At 57.3% G+C, this 15,598-nt stretch carries 28 protein-coding genes; 18 read left to right on the top strand and 10 right to left on the bottom strand.

Going from position 1 to position 15,598, the window contains the following annotated elements; all coding sequences use genetic code 11:
• Positions 1-23: 23 nt before the first annotated feature.
• Together NCN06_RS01685 and NCN06_RS01680 are read left to right on the top strand one after the other, a co-directional pair.
• A complete protein-coding gene (locus NCN06_RS01685; protein WP_115021918.1) occupies positions 24-224 on the top strand; it encodes a DUF8635 family protein in 201 nt (66 codons plus the stop codon).
• Complete coding sequence (locus NCN06_RS01680) at positions 205-393, top strand: hypothetical protein (protein WP_226422689.1); 189 nt, start codon at positions 205-207, stop codon at positions 391-393. Before NCN06_RS01685 ends, NCN06_RS01680 begins: the two co-directional genes overlap by 20 nt.
• Before the next feature lie 8 nt (positions 394-401).
• Here the strand turns inward: NCN06_RS01680 and NCN06_RS01675 are convergent, their stop codons facing one another.
• On the bottom strand, positions 402-1,226 hold the full coding sequence (locus tag NCN06_RS01675; protein ID WP_250398584.1) for a metal ABC transporter permease: 825 nt from the start codon (positions 1,224-1,226) through the stop codon (positions 402-404).
• Positions 1,227-1,258: 32 nt separating this feature from the next.
• Here NCN06_RS01675 and NCN06_RS01670 point away from each other — a divergent pair, with 32 nt between their 5' ends.
• A complete protein-coding gene (locus tag NCN06_RS01670) occupies positions 1,259-2,596 on the top strand; it encodes a lysophospholipid acyltransferase family protein (RefSeq protein WP_226422518.1) in 1,338 nt (445 codons plus the stop codon).
• Between the two features lie 45 nt (positions 2,597-2,641).
• Here the strand turns inward: NCN06_RS01670 and NCN06_RS01665 are convergent, their stop codons facing one another.
• Positions 2,642-3,397, bottom strand: a complete 756-nt coding sequence (locus NCN06_RS01665) for a metal ABC transporter ATP-binding protein (protein WP_115021912.1) — start codon at positions 3,395-3,397, stop codon at positions 2,642-2,644.
• Complete coding sequence (locus NCN06_RS01660) at positions 3,397-4,287, bottom strand: metal ABC transporter substrate-binding protein (RefSeq protein ID WP_250398670.1); 891 nt, start codon at positions 4,285-4,287, stop codon at positions 3,397-3,399. Before NCN06_RS01660 ends, NCN06_RS01665 begins: the two co-directional genes overlap by 1 nt.
• Before the next feature lie 199 nt (positions 4,288-4,486).
• Between NCN06_RS01660 and nth the strand changes: the two genes are divergently transcribed.
• Positions 4,487-5,140: an endonuclease III gene (gene nth / locus NCN06_RS01655; protein WP_226422517.1), complete on the top strand. Its 654-nt coding sequence runs from the start codon at positions 4,487-4,489 to the stop codon at positions 5,138-5,140.
• Here nth and NCN06_RS01650 read toward each other — a convergent pair whose 3' ends face one another.
• Positions 5,141-5,425, bottom strand: a complete 285-nt coding sequence (locus NCN06_RS01650; RefSeq protein ID WP_226422516.1) for a 2Fe-2S iron-sulfur cluster-binding protein — start codon at positions 5,423-5,425, stop codon at positions 5,141-5,143.
• 178 nt (positions 5,426-5,603) lie between these two features.
• On the opposite strand from NCN06_RS01650, the gene NCN06_RS01645 reads away from it, so the two are divergent.
• The 8 genes from NCN06_RS01645 to NCN06_RS01610 all read left to right on the top strand — a co-directional run bounded on the left by NCN06_RS01645 (position 5,604) and on the right by NCN06_RS01610 (position 8,964).
• Entirely contained in the window at positions 5,604-5,837 is a 234-nt protein-coding gene (locus tag NCN06_RS01645; RefSeq protein ID WP_226422515.1) for a DUF3104 domain-containing protein, read from the top strand.
• A 77-nt stretch (positions 5,838-5,914) separates the two neighbouring features.
• Positions 5,915-6,175, top strand: a complete 261-nt coding sequence (locus NCN06_RS01640) for a DUF8643 family protein (protein WP_166016998.1) — start codon at positions 5,915-5,917, stop codon at positions 6,173-6,175.
• 222 nt (positions 6,176-6,397) lie between these two features.
• On the top strand, positions 6,398-6,598 hold the full coding sequence (locus NCN06_RS01635; protein WP_115021901.1) for a hypothetical protein: 201 nt from the start codon (positions 6,398-6,400) through the stop codon (positions 6,596-6,598).
• A gap of 252 nt (positions 6,599-6,850) precedes the next feature.
• Positions 6,851-7,099: a DUF1651 domain-containing protein gene (locus NCN06_RS01630; protein ID WP_250398583.1), complete on the top strand. Its 249-nt coding sequence runs from the start codon at positions 6,851-6,853 to the stop codon at positions 7,097-7,099.
• Between the two features lie 327 nt (positions 7,100-7,426).
• Positions 7,427-7,696, top strand: a complete 270-nt coding sequence (locus tag NCN06_RS01625; protein WP_226398540.1) for a hypothetical protein — start codon at positions 7,427-7,429, stop codon at positions 7,694-7,696.
• A gap of 54 nt (positions 7,697-7,750) precedes the next feature.
• Positions 7,751-7,897, top strand: coding sequence for a hypothetical protein (locus tag NCN06_RS01620; protein WP_166017001.1), 147 nt, complete (start codon positions 7,751-7,753; stop codon positions 7,895-7,897).
• Positions 7,898-8,079: 182 nt separating this feature from the next.
• A complete protein-coding gene (locus NCN06_RS01615) occupies positions 8,080-8,247 on the top strand; it encodes a DUF4278 domain-containing protein (RefSeq protein ID WP_115022107.1) in 168 nt (55 codons plus the stop codon).
• 489 nt (positions 8,248-8,736) lie between these two features.
• Positions 8,737-8,964 (top strand): hypothetical protein, encoded by a 228-nt coding sequence (locus NCN06_RS01610; RefSeq protein ID WP_226398596.1) that lies wholly within the window; start codon positions 8,737-8,739, stop codon positions 8,962-8,964.
• 301 nt (positions 8,965-9,265) lie between these two features.
• Here NCN06_RS01610 and NCN06_RS01605 read toward each other — a convergent pair whose 3' ends face one another.
• Complete coding sequence (locus NCN06_RS01605) at positions 9,266-9,856, bottom strand: nucleoside/nucleotide kinase family protein (protein WP_250398582.1); 591 nt, start codon at positions 9,854-9,856, stop codon at positions 9,266-9,268.
• A 169-nt stretch (positions 9,857-10,025) separates the two neighbouring features.
• Here NCN06_RS01605 and NCN06_RS01600 point away from each other — a divergent pair, with 169 nt between their 5' ends.
• Complete coding sequence (locus NCN06_RS01600) at positions 10,026-10,268, top strand: hypothetical protein (protein ID WP_170951180.1); 243 nt, start codon at positions 10,026-10,028, stop codon at positions 10,266-10,268.
• Positions 10,269-10,331: 63 nt separating this feature from the next.
• Complete coding sequence (locus NCN06_RS01595; protein WP_226422512.1) at positions 10,332-11,717, top strand: serine hydrolase domain-containing protein; 1,386 nt, start codon at positions 10,332-10,334, stop codon at positions 11,715-11,717.
• A 16-nt stretch (positions 11,718-11,733) separates the two neighbouring features.
• Here NCN06_RS01595 and NCN06_RS01590 read toward each other — a convergent pair whose 3' ends face one another.
• The gene (locus NCN06_RS01590) at positions 11,734-11,949 is read right to left on the bottom strand and encodes a hypothetical protein (RefSeq protein ID WP_136987689.1); all 216 of its coding nucleotides are present in this window, start codon (positions 11,947-11,949) and stop codon (positions 11,734-11,736) included.
• Positions 11,946-12,137, bottom strand: coding sequence for a hypothetical protein (locus NCN06_RS01585; RefSeq protein WP_226398543.1), 192 nt, complete (start codon positions 12,135-12,137; stop codon positions 11,946-11,948). Before NCN06_RS01585 ends, NCN06_RS01590 begins: the two co-directional genes overlap by 4 nt.
• A 98-nt stretch (positions 12,138-12,235) precedes the next feature.
• Between NCN06_RS01585 and NCN06_RS01580 the strand changes: the two genes are divergently transcribed.
• On the top strand, positions 12,236-12,523 hold the full coding sequence (locus NCN06_RS01580; RefSeq protein ID WP_226422511.1) for a hypothetical protein: 288 nt from the start codon (positions 12,236-12,238) through the stop codon (positions 12,521-12,523).
• Between the two features lie 131 nt (positions 12,524-12,654).
• Positions 12,655-12,999 carry a DUF8622 domain-containing protein gene (locus NCN06_RS12855; RefSeq protein WP_502988821.1) on the top strand — a complete coding sequence of 115 codons (345 nt, stop codon included), beginning with the start codon at positions 12,655-12,657 and terminating at the stop codon, positions 12,997-12,999.
• Positions 13,000-13,011: 12 nt separating this feature from the next.
• Here the strand turns inward: NCN06_RS12855 and NCN06_RS01575 are convergent, their stop codons facing one another.
• A complete protein-coding gene (locus tag NCN06_RS01575; RefSeq protein ID WP_226398545.1) occupies positions 13,012-13,380 on the bottom strand; it encodes a DUF8671 domain-containing protein in 369 nt (122 codons plus the stop codon).
• Here NCN06_RS01575 and NCN06_RS01570 point away from each other — a divergent pair.
• Positions 13,380-13,766, top strand: a complete 387-nt coding sequence (locus NCN06_RS01570; RefSeq protein ID WP_226422510.1) for a DCC1-like thiol-disulfide oxidoreductase family protein — start codon at positions 13,380-13,382, stop codon at positions 13,764-13,766. The two genes, NCN06_RS01575 and NCN06_RS01570, sit on opposite strands and share 1 nt — an antisense overlap.
• 4 nt (positions 13,767-13,770) lie before the next feature.
• Positions 13,771-14,136 (top strand): hypothetical protein, encoded by a 366-nt coding sequence (locus NCN06_RS01565; RefSeq protein ID WP_226422509.1) that lies wholly within the window; start codon positions 13,771-13,773, stop codon positions 14,134-14,136.
• Here the strand turns inward: NCN06_RS01565 and NCN06_RS01560 are convergent.
• Both NCN06_RS01560 and NCN06_RS01555 read right to left on the bottom strand, forming a co-directional pair.
• Entirely contained in the window at positions 14,121-14,414 is a 294-nt protein-coding gene (locus NCN06_RS01560; RefSeq protein ID WP_115021885.1) for a hypothetical protein, read from the bottom strand. The two genes, NCN06_RS01565 and NCN06_RS01560, sit on opposite strands and share 16 nt — an antisense overlap.
• Positions 14,415-14,727: 313 nt before the next feature.
• Complete coding sequence (locus NCN06_RS01555) at positions 14,728-15,588, bottom strand: SDR family oxidoreductase (RefSeq protein ID WP_226398548.1); 861 nt, start codon at positions 15,586-15,588, stop codon at positions 14,728-14,730.
• Positions 15,589-15,598 lie beyond the last annotated feature (10 nt).

The following is a 15,598-nucleotide window of genomic DNA, read 5'->3' as shown; positions in this document are numbered from 1 at the left end:
GAGTGCCAGTACCTGCACCCGCCATGGCAACGGCAGAACAGAAAAAGACCATCACCAAAAAACGCCTCCAGGAGCTGCGCAACCAGTGCCGTGACCACTACAACGTGGTGGCCGATGGTGTCCTTCCCGACGGTGCCGATGTGCGCGTCACCATGGGCAGGCTGCAGGAGCTAATCGAACTGCTGGATGGCAAAGCCAAATGGGATGACGCCGAAGCCTCCTGAATCGTCCCGCACGATGCAGGACGATCAGGATTACCGCGAGCCGTGGGACCAGGCTGGTTCAACGGAAGCGACCTCCAGGCAGGGGCCTGCCATGGAGGAGTTTCACTTCCGTGAAGCCGGCGTCCAGCGTTTCAACGACATCTACGACTGGGACGACGACGACCACTGATCAACAGATCAGAGACGCCGGAGCACCCCCTGCCCAGGGGCCAGGAGGAAGACAAGAATGAACTGTGCGGTCTGCACCAGCACGATGCAACCGGCGGTGGAACTGTCGGTCCAGTAGCTGATGAACACCCCCAGAACGCTGGAGAGAATGCTGCTGCTCACAGCCAGAAGCGTCATCCGGTCAAAGCGATCGGTGAGCAGGTAAGCCGTGGCACCGGGGGTCACCAGCATGGCCACCACCAAGATGATGCCTACGGTCTGTAAGCCGGCGACAGCGGCCAGGGAAAGAAGCCCCAACAGCATGTAGTGCAGGAGTCCGGTATTGATCCCAATGGATCGCGCATGGGTGGGGTCAAAGCAGAAGAGCATGAGATCCCGCCGGAACAGCAGCAATAACCCCAGAACTAGAGCGGAAATCACAAGGGTCTGGCGCACATCCCCGGCCGAGATGCCCAAGACATTGCCAAAAAGGATGTGGGTGAGATCGATGTTGCTGCGGGTCTTCGAAATGAGCACCAGACCCAGGGCGAAGAAACCGGTGAAAACAAGGCCGATGACGGTGTCTTCCTTCACCCGCGACTTTTGCTTAACAAAGCCAATGGCAGCAACAGAACCGACACCGAAGACGAACGCCCCCAGGGAAAAGGGCAGGCCAAGGGCGTAGGCAACCACAACGCCGGGAAGGACGGCATGGGAGACGGCATCGCCCATCAGCGCCCATCCCTTCAGAGTCATGAAGCAGGACAACAGCCCACAAACGCCCCCAACCAGGGCACTGATCATTAGCGCCTTGACCATGAAGGCGTGACTGAGGGGTTCCAGCAAGAGCTCCATCGGATCAGTATGGGCGCGCTGCAGCCGGTTCGATGCCCCGCGCCTCCACCCAGAACGCTCGTCCTGCTTTGCGCCGGCTGCCCACCCGCGCCAGCCGGATCGTTCAGGACGTGGTCAGCTGGGTGCTGCCCTTGCTCTTCCGCAGTCAAGGGCTGGAAATCAGCAGTAGCGATGCGTCAGAGGGTCTGGCAAGAGCCTTTGCAGCACAGCAGTCGGGAGCCTGCAATCTGCTGATTGCGTTCCGCCACCCCAGTACACGCGATCCGCTGGTGCTGGCGGATCTGTTCTGGAACCGTGCACCCAGAGCGGCACGGCAGCACCATCTGCAACTGGCACGCCCCATCCAGCTGCGGTTTCTCTACGACCGCGGCATTCCGATCTGGGCTGGCCCGGTGATCGGTTGGCTGCTGCAACGTAGTGGCGGCATCGCGATCCATCGCGGCCGGTTGGACCGCCCGGCCCTCGCCCAGGCGCGTGCGGCTCTCGTTCAGGGGCGCTACCCCCTGGTGGTGGCACCGGAAGGAGCGACGAACAATCTCTCCGGTGAGATGGCTCCCTTGGAACCGGGGGTCGCCCAACTGGCCTTCTGGGCTGCTGAGGATCTGGAGAAAGCAGGCGACTCAAGGCAACTGGAGGTGTTGCCTGTGGGGATTCAGTACAGCTGGAGGAAGCACAACTGGGGGGCCCTCGATGCTCGGTTGAATGCCCTGGAACGCCACCTGGGCATTCCCACCGCCGCCACCTACCAAGGGAATCCCGAGACAAACCGACGAGAACGGCTGATTCAGATCGGTATGAATCTGCTCAAAGCCCTTGAGCAGCTTGAGCGGCTGAAGCCAGATCCAGAAAAGTCTTTCAGCGAACGGATTGGGGGCTATCGCCTGCATGGCCTGGCCAAAGCCGAAGCCCATTTCGGCTTGCGTGCCGTTGGCAATCTGCAGGAGCGTTGCCGACGGATCGAACAAGCCGCATGGGATCGGATCTACAGGGACGGTGTTGATCAGCTCCCTCCCCTGGAGCGAAGTCTGGCGGACTGGGAGGCTCGGGAAGCCGATCTCCAACTCACACGCATGCGACTGGTGGAGCATTTCACCAGCGTGAGTGGTCACTACATCAGCGATCGCTCCGACTTTGACCGCTTTGCTGAAATGTTGCTTCTGGTGGAAGAGGCGATTGGCTGGATCGAAGACAAGCCTTGGAAAGGGCAGCCGAGCCTCGGACCACAGCGCGTGGAACTTCGTCTTGGGCGAGCCTTACCGGTCAGACCAAGACTGAACGGGTACCTCAGGAACCGACGCGAGTCCATGCAGCTGTTCATGCAGGACCTGGAGCAGGCTCTCATCGAGGTCATGCCCGACACTGCTCGCTGAAAGTGCTCGCCGTGCTCACCAGCGATTAAAACGCGAGGTCGTCAATCAGAACGCCTCTTCGGGGGAGCTGTTTCCGGTGAGCAGATCCGGCGGCACTCCCCCGAAGGTCAAGGCGAGGTTCTCAGGAGTGAACACTTCCGAGGTTTCCCCATAGGCGAGGACGGTCTTATTGATCAAAACGACCAGGTCGCAAAAATCACGGACGTGGCCCAGGTCATGGGTGGAGATCAAAATCGTGCGGCCTTCATCCCGGAACTGAAGAAACAGCTGAGCCATCAGCTGCTCAGTTCGAACATCAACCCCATTGAACGGCTCGTCCAGCAGCAGCACATCAGCGCGCTGGGCGATCGCACGCGCCAGAAACGTGCGCTTGCGCTGTCCACCCGAAAGGGTGCCGAGAGGACGCTCCGCCAGATCGAGCAGATCGACCCGAGTCAGGGCATCCCGTACGGCCACGCGATCCGAGCTGCGGGGAATCCGCAGCAGATTCATCGAGCCGTAACGGCCCATCATCACCACGTCCCAAACCGACACGGGGAACTGGGCATCCACACCCTCACTCTGGGGGACGTAAGCCACCGATTGATGGCGCTGAGCGTCAGCGACACTGCTGCCGTTGATCCGAATCCGGCCACGCGAGGGACGCACAAACCCAGTCAGAGCCTTGAAGAACGTCGACTTCCCCGCACCATTCATCCCCACCAGACCACAGATGCAACCCGCGGGGAGATGCAGGCTGGCGTCGTACAGGGCAACAGTGCCGTTGTAGTCAACACACAGCTGGTCGGCCTCGATACGCATCAGCGGTTGCTCTCGGACAGGTCCAGGCCCTTGCGAATCAGACCCACATTGTGCCGTTGCAGGTCCAACAAAGTGGGCGCGGGCCCGTCCGGGGATGAGAGTGAATCCACATAGAAGGTGCCGCCGAATCGGGCACCTGCAGCAGCAGCCACTTCCCGTTGGGCTTTATCGCTCACGGTGCTTTCACAAAAGATGGTCGGAACCTGTCGCTCTCGCACGGTGTTGATCAACCGTGCCATGCGTTTTGGGGTGATCTGGCTTTCAGCATTCACCGGCCAGAGATACGCCTCCTCAAGCCCATAGTCCGCTGCCAGATACGTGAAGGCCCCTTCGCAACTCACCAGCAAACGTTGTTGTAAAGGAAGCGCAGCAATCACCGTCCGCAATTCGTCATCAAGAGCCTGAAGCTTGGCTTTGTAAGCGGTTGCATTGGCGGCGTAGACCTCGGCACCCGCTGGATCGAGTTGTGTAAAAGCCCGCTGCAGATGATCCACATAAAGCATGGCGCGCTGGGGTGACATCCAGGCATGGGGATTGGGTTTCCCCGCATAGGCATCTTCTGCAATGAGCAGAGGATTCATGCCGTCCGAGAGTGTGATCGTGGGCACATCCCCAGCTGCGGCGGTGAAGCGCCGGGCCCACAACTCCAGGCCCAGTCCGTTCTCCACAATCAGATCTGCGTTGCTGGCTCGCTCGATATCACTGGGGGTGGGTTGGTAGCCGTGAATTTCAGCGCCAGGCTTGACGATTGAGGCCACCTGCAACCGATCACCAGCCACATTCCTGGCCAGATCGGCCAGCACCGTGAAGGTGGTGAGCACCTGCGGCCGCGAATCGGTTGCGCGCTCCTGTTCTTGGTTGCGGCAGGACGCAAGCAGAACGCTCACCATCACCAGCAGCAACACCACCGAACGCTTCAAGTCGAACAGCTTCAACGAAGACTGACCTGGCTTGCTCAAGAATCGCATTGGCCGGTCCTAAAGCAGCTGGTGCAGTGGCCGTAAAACGCTGCAACGAAGCGATGCAATCGCCAAAGGGAACGCTGCAGGCAGAAAAACGCGCCAGGATCACAGAAACCACGGTGAAACCTTGCGCAGGCCCGAGCGAGTGGAGGTGATCTTGCGACGCCTCAACGAGCAGTACCCGGAAACACCGATTCCCCTGGATCACAGCGATCCATTCACGCTGCTGATTGCTGTGCTGCTGAGTGCACAGTGCACCGACAAGAAAGTGAATGAGGTCACACCGGCGCTTTTTGCCGCGGGCCCCACCCCAGCAGCCATGGCGGCACTTGAAGAGGCACAGATCCTCGGTTTCATCCGTCAGCTCGGGCTGGCCAAGACCAAGGCCAAAAATGTGCGTCGTCTCGCGCAGATTCTGGTCACGGCCTATGACGGCGATGTCCCCCGGAGTTTTGAGGAGCTTGAGGCATTACCTGGTGTGGGACATAAGACAGCCAGTGTGGTGATGGCCCAAGCCTTTGGCGTACCCGCATTCCCCGTCGACACCCACATACACCGGCTGGCCCAGCGATGGGGCTTAAGCGACGGAAGCAATGTGACTCGCACAGAACAGGATCTCAAGCGCCTCTTTCCGAAAGAGCACTGGAACCGCTTACACCTTCAGATCATCTTCTGGGGGCGCGAGTTCTGTACAGCACGGGGCTGCGACGGAACTGTCTGCTCGATGTGCTGTGAGCTCTATCCGAAGCGACGCCGTCCAGTGATCACCCGCAAACCTTGATCAAGACAGATGCTCTTCGGCGTTGGCCTTGATCACACAATCAGCGGTGGGATAGCTCACGCAAAGCAAGGCAAACCCTTGGCCGATCTGGTCATCATCCAGAAAACTCTGATCGGTCTGATCAACCGAGCCACTCACCAGGCGTCCGGCGCAGGTGGAACAGGCTCCGGCACGGCAGGAATAGGGCAGATCGACACCGGCTTCTTCAGCCGCATCGAGGATATAGACGTCATCAGGGCACGAAAAGCTTGTTCCACCCTCGATGCTGATGTTGTAAGTGGCCATGACTCTGAAGGTCCTAAAGGCTTGATAGCTGGATCAGACGATCCGTGCCAAAAAGACAGCGCCCCAGTTCAATTCGAGACGCTCCACGACGTGTTGCCTCAACCCAGACATCAGCACTATCGTGATAGTACAAACAAACCAGTAAAGAACAGTGCCTGCTGAGGGCTCAATCTCTTCCATGCGCCACAGCTCCGCAGCCCAGGAGCCAATCTTTCTATCCGTCAGAGCAGGAATGACCGTGATCTGCGGCAGCACCGACTCCGACGACTGGTGGATGGCCGACGTGATTCACGTCGACGGCGGCGCCAGGGATCCAAGGATTCCGACCTTGTTCCAGGTGGCTGACGTGGATTCAGGGGCGATCCGCTGGGTCTGCGCCGACTTAGTCACCCACATCGTTCCGGACAGCTGAGCAAGGCCGAGAGCCTCAACGGGATCGAGTCCGTCGCGCGAATTCGCCTAGGGTCTCAACCCCGTCTCAGATGCCTCATGCTGAAAGCCTTGTTCTCACTGGTTTTTGCAGCCGTGATGTGGGTCCAGGTGCCGCAATGGCAACCAGATTGGTCCCAATGCTCTGTCGACACCCCGGACGTGAATTGCCACTGGTACATCACGGCGCCAGACAACACCTTCGGAGAAGGGTTTAGCTGGGAGAACGCACCTTGGTTCAGCGCCGAAGGCTTGCGGGATGTCGGGGAGCTGGACGGCACGATGATGGCCATCCACCAGCAGGAATCTTCGAAAAGCTAGGCAGCAGAGGCCTAAAGCCAGGGAGCAAAAACACTCATTCACAATCCGTTACAAAACTCCTAAAGTCGTTACATAAGCCGCCTGAGCTCCTGTGACTGATTACACGTCCGCCATTGCCGCAGTTGTTGTCGTAACAGCCGTCCTCTCGGCAGCTGTCATTTACGTCCTGGCCCAGCCAACAGACCTACCAGTCATCAAAAAGTCCCAGTCCCGGATCTGACGATGTCCATCGATGCCCGGTGCAAGGAACAGCAACAAACGGCCGATCGAATGTTTATGGACTTCAAATACACCGCACCTGGCTCGAAAGAGCAGGTGCGTGCTCTAACCACCCTGAGCTTCCTGGTCGGGATGTGGGCTGATTTTCTTTCGGCTGAAGAAAAAAGAATGGCCAGCGCACTGGCCCTGGAAGCAAGTCCATGAATTACGGACGAACCGCTTGAACTGAAGGCTGAGAAAAGAAAGGGAGCTTCGGGCACTGGAACCCGCGATCGTTCAACTTCCCTCAGCGCACCGCGATCACCAACAGCGCTTCACCAAAGTGGTTGTTCTATGCATCACCGAAGGGGTGAACTCAGGGGCTCCCCCCCCCTTTTTTGAACTTTCCTTGAGACATTCGAGCACTTGACAACCACTTCCCAGCACGATTAGTACTGACGTACTGGCAAAACGGTGATGGGGGAAGGCTGGTTGATCGACAGCGACGGCTATTGGATCTGGCGCTTCCACCGTGATCAGAAGGCATGGATCAACGAGCCAAAGGTGTTCATCGACAGAGGTCGACGGATGCCGGAGGGCCCACCGCTGCTGAAGGAGCGCCGCCACCTTCGGAAGGCAGAGGCAGAACAGCTCTGGGCGTCATTGCAGACCCAGGGATGGAAACGGCTCGCATCGCCGGCCTGGGCCGACGCGTTTGAGCTCTGATTCGATCTCATCAAATCAGAGCGACAACCACACTCCACATGCACCAAAGGGAAGTCCCAGGCCCTCTCCTCCAAAACGCAACAGCCTCGAAGTAGATATCACCTAGATCCACTTGGGGCCAACCTTGAGGGTGTCCATTAGCGATCCCACTACACGCTTCCAGTTGGCATCGTTGTTGTGTGAGGAAAAACGCCTCACGGGGTGGAAACAAGGTCACACTCCCGAGAAGCGTTTCGAAACCCCTGCCTTCGGCGGGGGTTTCTTTTTGGCACGCTGAGCAGTTACCTCAAGCGTTTCGCCACTTCTGATCCCTGACAAAATTTGCGCATGGATCCGACCTCGCCGGAAAAGGAAATCAACCGCATCGAGAGGGAACTTGATGCGACCAACCCTCCAGGAGGACATCCCCCTGCGAAACCAGGCAACAAATCACTGGATGCAGTTCTTGTCACCGCTCTGTTGCTGTTCGTCGTCTCAGCAGCATTGGTGTTTGCAGGCCGGCTCAGCACAGACGAAAGAATGCAACTAACGGCTGGTTCCGTTGGAGCAGCCGTTGGTCTGTTGACTGGATATGGCGTCGGGCGACTCAGGCCTTAAAGCGATAAGGGCAACAAGGTGGATAGGGTTCGCGGGCTCTAAGCCACACCCCAGATGAAGCGCTCCCCGAACCTTGCTTTTATCGGTGGCACCATCGTTATCGCCGTGATGGTCATGGCGGCTTTTGCCAACGTCGCCAATGCTGACGGTTGCTCAAGAGACAAGTCTGCAGAGCCCACGCGAGGGCAGATTCACAAATAAGGTCTCCTGAAACTGGGGCCCCTGCCTGTGGCGGGGGTTTCTTTTTGCCAGCAGGTCTTGACAGCCGTCAAGGAGACGCCAATAATTTCTGTAGCAACAGCTACAAACGTTCACCCCGCTCCTGTGGGGCGCAGACACTCCAAGCCACGGAACGGGGACTTGGATTTCTTCGAGGAACATCCATGACTGCACTTCTCTATCGAGGTCACACCTACGCAGGAGCGGCATCTGCTCCCAAGGCCTGCGTGGAACTCACCTACCGCCGCGAGCACTACAACACTTGCCGGCAGGAAATCGTTCACGACAACCACCCCACTCTCACCTACCGAGGCGTTTCTTACACCAAGTAGTTCGAAATCTCTGAGACCTTGCCCCTGCCTTTGGCAGGGGTTTCTTTTTGCAATTTTGAATGGCCGACGGTGATGCACCACCGGAGCGATTCGACCACAAAAATAGATTGATAGGCCGACCCGGGACTTCCCAGACACGACCATATTTCTTAAGAGAGAACGGACTTGACCCCAGACGAAGTCGAGGTCAAATCACAGAGCTCGTCGGACATCGCTCTGCCCGACTTTCAGGCCCGCTTCGCGACCTGACTCCGCGATGATGGGGCGAAAGTTCCGAGTCTGTAGTGCCCTGGCGAGCACTATTCAGACATGAACAAATTCCCTGCAACTTCTATAGTTTCTGGTACCAGAAGTGAAGTCACACGTTCGCAGAGCTGAAGAGACCGGAAGCAAAACCGACTTCTAACAAACGCCACTGTGTGGAATCAAAGAAACGATCCCGAAGCCACTCCGCATATTTACGGTGTTTGAACATTGCATGGCTTGTATGTGCTGAACGAGTTTCTCAGCATGTATTGCATTGAACGCCAAGACAATGACTGTCAATGGAGGCGTGAAATTTGCTTTAAGACTGAGTTCAAGGCTTTTGTCAACGCTCGCACCAAGTCAATGGCAACATTGGGGACATATCGCGTGGTCCATGCGAGTTGGGCCAATCAGGTGGTCGCCGAAGTGAATGGAATGGATTTGGTCAAAAAGAAAGAAAACCCAGAGTGACCACTCTGCAAATCCCCCCCGTAAGCCAAAACCACTGAATGCTCCACGGCGATGGGGTTTGGTCAGATTCGAGAGAATCTTTTGCTTCTGCTCAGAGATGCAGGGTGCCGGCACATCAGGAACAGTGAAATTGCACTTCAGGCCCGAACCATCCTCCCTAAACACCGGGGCTGCACAGAGCATGAGCTGAACAGTGAGGGGGCCGCTGCCCTTCACCTGCATCAGGCAACTTCAAAAAAGAAGTTGATTGAAACTGACCCTGCAGATCAGGTGCTCTCTCAGGTTGATGGGTGAAGAACGATCATTCAATTCTCTCCAGAACATCCTCCAAACCCTTGTTCATACCTTGAATAATGACGTCGGCACGGCGTTTCAAGGGATAGATGAAGCGCCGCTCAGCCGGGAGCATCTCCCGCAGCATCTGGCGAATCACATAAATCACTGGCCGATGGCGATCACGTAAATCACGCCAAAGCCGCCTGATCAGCCTCTGCACAACTGGGGTCTCGATGTACACAACAAGCGAAATCGGCACAGACTCCAGAAGCAGTTGCGGTCCGTAGGAGCCTTCAACAAGAATCAGGTCGTAGGGCTGGTTCAACGGCCTGGAGCCAACCTTGCGGGTGCGCATGTCATAACTGCGCAGGGAGTCAAGCTGTCGATAGCGAACAGCGCTCACCTGCAGTCGAAGCTGATCAGCATCGATGGCATCAACCGTGTCGAACCCATAGCGAGAGACGGGGGACCACCCACTGCGGTAGTAGTCATCGCAGGCGATCAGAAGTGGATGTCGCCCCCTAGCTCGCAGCTGCTCCGAAAGATGTGCAGCAAAGGTTGTCTTACCAGCCGCGGATGGACCGCAAATGCAAAACAGGGGAACTGCTGCGGACAAACGAAGTCCAAATCCACCACCATCCTGGCAACGAATCCCGCGAAGCAACGTCAGAACGGTAGCCGTTGTTACAGAACAGGCCTATAGTGAATTCACGTTGAGCCTCTTCGGCAGGCCGCAGTCAGATTCACGCCAGGCAACGGGGGCGTGGACACCGGGCAAGAGAGAGATGAACACACTTCAACTGATCAAGGCACGGACTGTGCGCAATCAGGCCATCGAGACGGCCAGAACACAGATGGCTAGGGCCTTTCGCCATCAGGGCCATATCGACCGGGTGCACACGCCAGTGGGAGTCAAAGCCAAGGTGCTGCGCTATCGCGGCGTGACCTACCAACCGATCGATCCACAGCAACACCCAAGCGGTGGGCGCGAACTGCGCTACCGCGGCGTCAGCTACGACGTGTACTGATGCCAACTTTCGACCCATGATTGAAGCGGGGGAGATCCCCCGCTTTTTTCATGGCGGTTCTGGGTGACGAAAAACCATTGGCGCTATGTGCTGATCTCCGCTGCGGCAGTGGCCTTCAGCACAGCGGCTGGCCTGGAACCACCCCTGCGGCACCTGATCATCTTTGCGAGAGCCGGAACAAGCTTCAGCGCGAAACAGCTGTGTAGTGGCGTGTTGATGGCTGGGATGGATCCGGATCGGATGCTCAGCGAAGACCTGGCTGCCAGCAAGGGGCTGATTCAAACCAAGATCGACCAGGCCGGTGGACGCGTTGAAGCCAGTGCCCTGTTCGGATTGGTTCGCGCTGAAGCGGTTCAAAACGATGGACATGGCTGCAGCCAACGGATCAACGGCAGGCCCATCCCCCAGCCACCAAGCCAAGCAGCTCCTGTTTCAAAGGATCCCACCGCAACCGGTGAGCCGTGGCCCCTCGTTTCCACGGCCAGTCCCGAGCCACCGGCGATCGACAGCAAGGCGCTGAGCAAGGCTCTGAATCGCGCATTTCGCGAAGACGATCCACTCACTCCAAAACGAACGCGAGCTGTGGTGGTGGTGCAGAACGGATGGGTGATCGCTGAGCGCTACGCCAGCGGGATCCCTCCCGAGATGCCGCTGATCGGCTGGTCGATGAGCAAAAGCATCACCCATGCCCTGATCGGACTGGCCATCCGAGAGGGACATCTGGATCTCAAACGCCCACCGACCGTGCCCGAGTGGAGCGACCCGCAGGACCCTCGACAAGACATCACCCTGGATCAGCTGCTGAGAATGAACAGCGGGCTGGCCTTCGAGGAATCGACGGGAGCGCTGAACTCGGATCTGGTGCGGATGCTGACCCAGGAAGCAGACATGGCACAGTTCGCCGCCAGCAAGCGGCTAGCAAAGACACCCGGCAGAAAGTGGAGGTATTCATCCGGAACAACAAACATTCTCAGCCGGATCCTGAGACACGCCATCGACGACGATCAGCGTTATTGGAGCTTTCCCTCAAAACAGTTGTTCCGCCCCCTCGGCATGACGACGGCGGTTCTCGAAACCGACAACAGTGGAACCCTGGTTGGCTCGTCGCTGGTCTGGGCCAGCGCACGAGATTGGGCGCGGTTTGGACAGCTCTACTTGGATGACGGGAACTGGAACGGTGAGCAGCTCTTACCCCAGAACTGGGTCAGGCACGCCCGAACAGCAACACGAGGATCCAAGAAGGGGTACGGAGCGCACTGGTGGCTCAGTCGGCGCAAATCTCGACATGATCTTCCCAATGACAGCTTTTCAGCGGAGGGCTATCAGGGACAGCTGCTCTTGATAGCCCCATCTCAGCAAGCTGTCGTCGTGCGCCTAGGTCAAACCCCTAAAAAGCCAGGATTTGATGCCAATGACTTTGGAGCTGACGTTCTCTCAGCCCTTCGCTGAGTGGAAACGCCAATGCTCAGTCCTGATCGCCGCCCTTGGGTACGAAAGCTTGTGATGCTGCGACGAGGAGACCGGTGATCAGCAAGGCCGGAAGGATGACAGTGGGACCGCCTTGAGCCGTCTGAGAGGCGAACAACAGCATGGTCTGGCAACAAAAACCAAAGAGCACACTGGCAGAACAGGAGACAAAGAGCGACTCCTGCAAACGTTTGTCGCAGAGACCTTCGTTCAACACATCACAACGGGGAAGAGAAACAGCTCTCCCTGGACGGCATCGCAGCAGCGAACAGAAGTGGAGGACCTTGCACGAGGTTGCGACATGCCTGACGCCGCTGTCGGGAACGCCTTGCGCGGACGGATCAAGGAGTGACGCATCCACTCATCAGCGCGAAATGTGGCGTAGGGGGAACTCGCAGACATGAGCAACAGAGCAGTACATCTGTTTTAGTGCGCATGTACTATTGCGTCAACCCTGGGGCTCTCCGCAACAATCACGGCTCCATCCGTTCCTCAGGGACATGACGCAAGAGGATGCCTCCCTCGACAACCGTCTGAGCCGCATCGAAGCGCGGCTTTCCAAAATCGAGGCGGTGCTGTTCAGCACCAGGGCAGACAAAGAACGGGAGACAATCGCCACCTTTCTTGCAGACGCTGATTCCATTACCGATCAGCGACAGAAGCAGTGTTACGACGAATGGATCCACTACCTGAACAACAACCCAGAGGCTGTCGAGGCTCACCTCAGCGTCCATGAAACGGCAGCCCTGAAAGCCTCCATCAACGCCCATGCGCCGAGCGATTCGTAGGGTTATACACAGCTTTTCCACAAGGACTCTGCAAACAATCCCGACCAGACCAATGGTTTCGGGAATCGGCGTGGAAAACAGCTCGCAGTGCCTTGCGAGCACAGACAGAATCCTCTGATCAGGTCTTGAGAATGCTGTGCTGGCAGTCCATTTGCCAGGTTTGCATTGTCAGAAATCCTGGAACCCCATCGATGCGAAGCCAACCGCTCTGTGCTGTGAACCAAGAGCAGAATCCTCAGCAGATCCAACGAGACGGTGATCAGACGCAACAATCACCTATCAAATTGTGGAAAAACCAACACTTTTGTTGTGACGACTGCAGACGGCCAGGACACGTGCATTTCCGCGTCACCACGTCTCTCCAGACGAGCTGGATCTTGGTGTGCGAAACCTGCTGGCCGAAATTTCAAAAACAGGCTGGTTACCGCTATGGAGGAACACGCAAGTCGAACCGGCGCAAACGTCGAAGGGACTAACTGAGTTCACGCTCAGACCGGCTCGCACTGATGGTGAATCACCGTGCCGCGACGTTCAAAGAATTCCGGCTCAGAAGCGTCAACCACACGCCACCACCAACGGCCATCGGTGTAACTGGGGGCTCCAGCATTGTTGGTGCGCGGAAGCTGCAAAACAAGATCCCCCCAGCGCACCAGAACACCATCCCCAGGGAGGGTTCCCGCAGCGGAATTGGGAATGCCATCCGCCAAACCGGTGACATCAACGGCTCCCCGGGTGATCTCGACGCTGAGGCGATCCCCGTCACACATCCAATCGGCCCACGACGGCTGGGGGGAAACCAACAACCAACAGGCCAGAAGCATCGCCAGACCAAGGCCCTTCGCGACAGAATTCAGCAATGCTGTTAACCCTCATCTACGACGGCGGATGCCCATTCTGTCGGCAATTCGCCTTACGCAGTGAACTCAAGGCTGGCATTCCAAACCTGCGGATTGTTGACGGGCGCGCTGATCACAGCATCCGCCATGAGCTCAACGCCCTCGGGCTGCCTCTCAGGGACGGCGCCGTTCTGATCGAAGGTGAGCATCGTTGGCATGGAAGTGAAGCCATTGCGGAACTCAGCCGTCGCATGAAGCCCAGTGATCCTTTGCTGAGGTTGCTGTCAACGCTGTTCTGCGATGGGCAACGCTCAGCACTGGCCTACCCGGCCCTTTTGGCCGCCCGGCGCATCGCTCTGGCGACACGCGGGCTGAGCGCTGACCCGGATCAAGGGCTCCATAACTGAAGGAATGGGTCAAAAAACGGGTATCGCCATCGACACCGCTGACCTACCGTCAAAGGACCGTCTAAAGGTTTTCTTAAGCATCGACTCTGATCCCTTCGTTCCTGACGCGTTAAGCCATCAGCAACTCAGTGCCTTGCTGAGAGCGGCGATGGACACATCCGTCCTCCCTGAGGGAAAGCTCAGCGATGACGAACTGCTTCGGGCAGCCCTCACAGCCTGGGCTGATCAAACCCAAGAATTACTGCGTTGGATTGAAGGCCAGGGGGATGCCGTCAGCGATACGAGGACGCCAAAGCAAGTGATGGCTCTTGGTAGCTTCCGAACCCATTTGGTGATGGGTCTCAAAGCACTGCGCTACTCCGAAGGCTGAGACAGCTCTTTTAGACGCCGGGCATCACAACATTCCTCAAGAACAGAAAGAAACTGCTCAGGATCCGGTTGATCATCGATGTCGAACTGTGTGGCCGTGATCACTGTGAAGTTGATCCATGCCTCCACTTCCGGACCACCTGACGCCATCACAAGGTCATAACAGGCTTGGAAATCTGAATCGGGCGCAAGGTCGCGGGCCGCATTGATCACGTCATAGAGCTGATCCAAACCTTCCACTTGTGCCTCAGCAAAGACGGCACGGATGCGGCTCAACATCAGCAGACGTTCTCAAGTTCAACAACGGAAGACTCAGCAATGATGCAGGACTCTTGTTCTGCAAGATCAAGCAATTCTGCATTGAGCTCAAGCAGCATGAGTGCCAGAGACGAAGCGAATTGGATACAAAATGAGTCTTCTTTCACAACACATCAACTTGAATGAGCAAGGTCTAAACAATGCAACGAGCCGACCGTGGATCTCGCAATCTCGCTTTACACAAACACGCACAGTCGGTCGTCAAAGATCAACACGTCTCAAAAGATCAATACAGTCGCGCCGCTCAAGCGGAATCGCTAATTCTCGATGAGTTTCAGGCCGCCACTGGCTCAAGCATGGACGAAATGCTGGGCTGGAAACCGATTTCACGCAGACGTGCGTTGCTGACACGGGCATTGAAGATGCGAGCGCCCGGGCGGTCGTGGTTGTCCCAGATCACGGGGGGGAGGCCTTGGTCGTCACACAGTGCATTGGAAAGCTGACGACGGGTGAACTGGAGATCATCCACAAGGTTGTAAATCCCTTGAAGCCGTTTCCCGAAAGCGAAGTCAACGCCCCGGATGATGTCCTGCAGATGGACCCAGGCATTGATGTGATTGCCGTTTTTACGAACCGACTGGCCCGCAGCACTGCGGATGTAGGACGGGATGTCCTTCCCAGGACCATAAATGCCACCAAGCCGGAGAACACAGGCCTGGGTTGAAGCATCGTTCAAGGCGAGAACAGCTGTCTCGGCACTGGCAAGAAGAGCGTTGGCACTGTTGGAACAATCCAAGGGCGTCAGCTCATTGCAAACGGCACCTGACTGATCCCCATAAACGCCTGCACTGCTCAGATACGAGACATGCAGCGGCCTGCGACCTTGGCGCTGACGCAGGGATTCAACGAGGGCTGGAACAGCCTGGCCATAGACCTTTTCGTATTGATCCTCCTCAAAAGTGGAGGTGGTTGGGGCCATAGCGATCAGAACACCATCAAGACGATCCAGAAAGCTGGCATCGGCCATGGAGTCGCAAGCGTTGTAGATGCGGGGATGGTCGACCACATCGCAAAGTTCAGCCAACCGTCCGGGGTTGGTGGTGGTTCCAACGACCTCATGACCCTGACGTCCTAGATGGACGGCGACAGCAGATCCGACGTATCCACAACCGATAATTCCGAAACTGCCGGGCATGCCTGGTCAA

Source organism: Synechococcus sp. MU1648 (assembly GCF_023630615.1).
Taxonomy (GTDB): Bacteria; Cyanobacteriota; Cyanobacteriia; order PCC-6307; family Cyanobiaceae; genus Parasynechococcus.
This window is presented reverse-complemented; position numbering and strand designations above follow the sequence as displayed.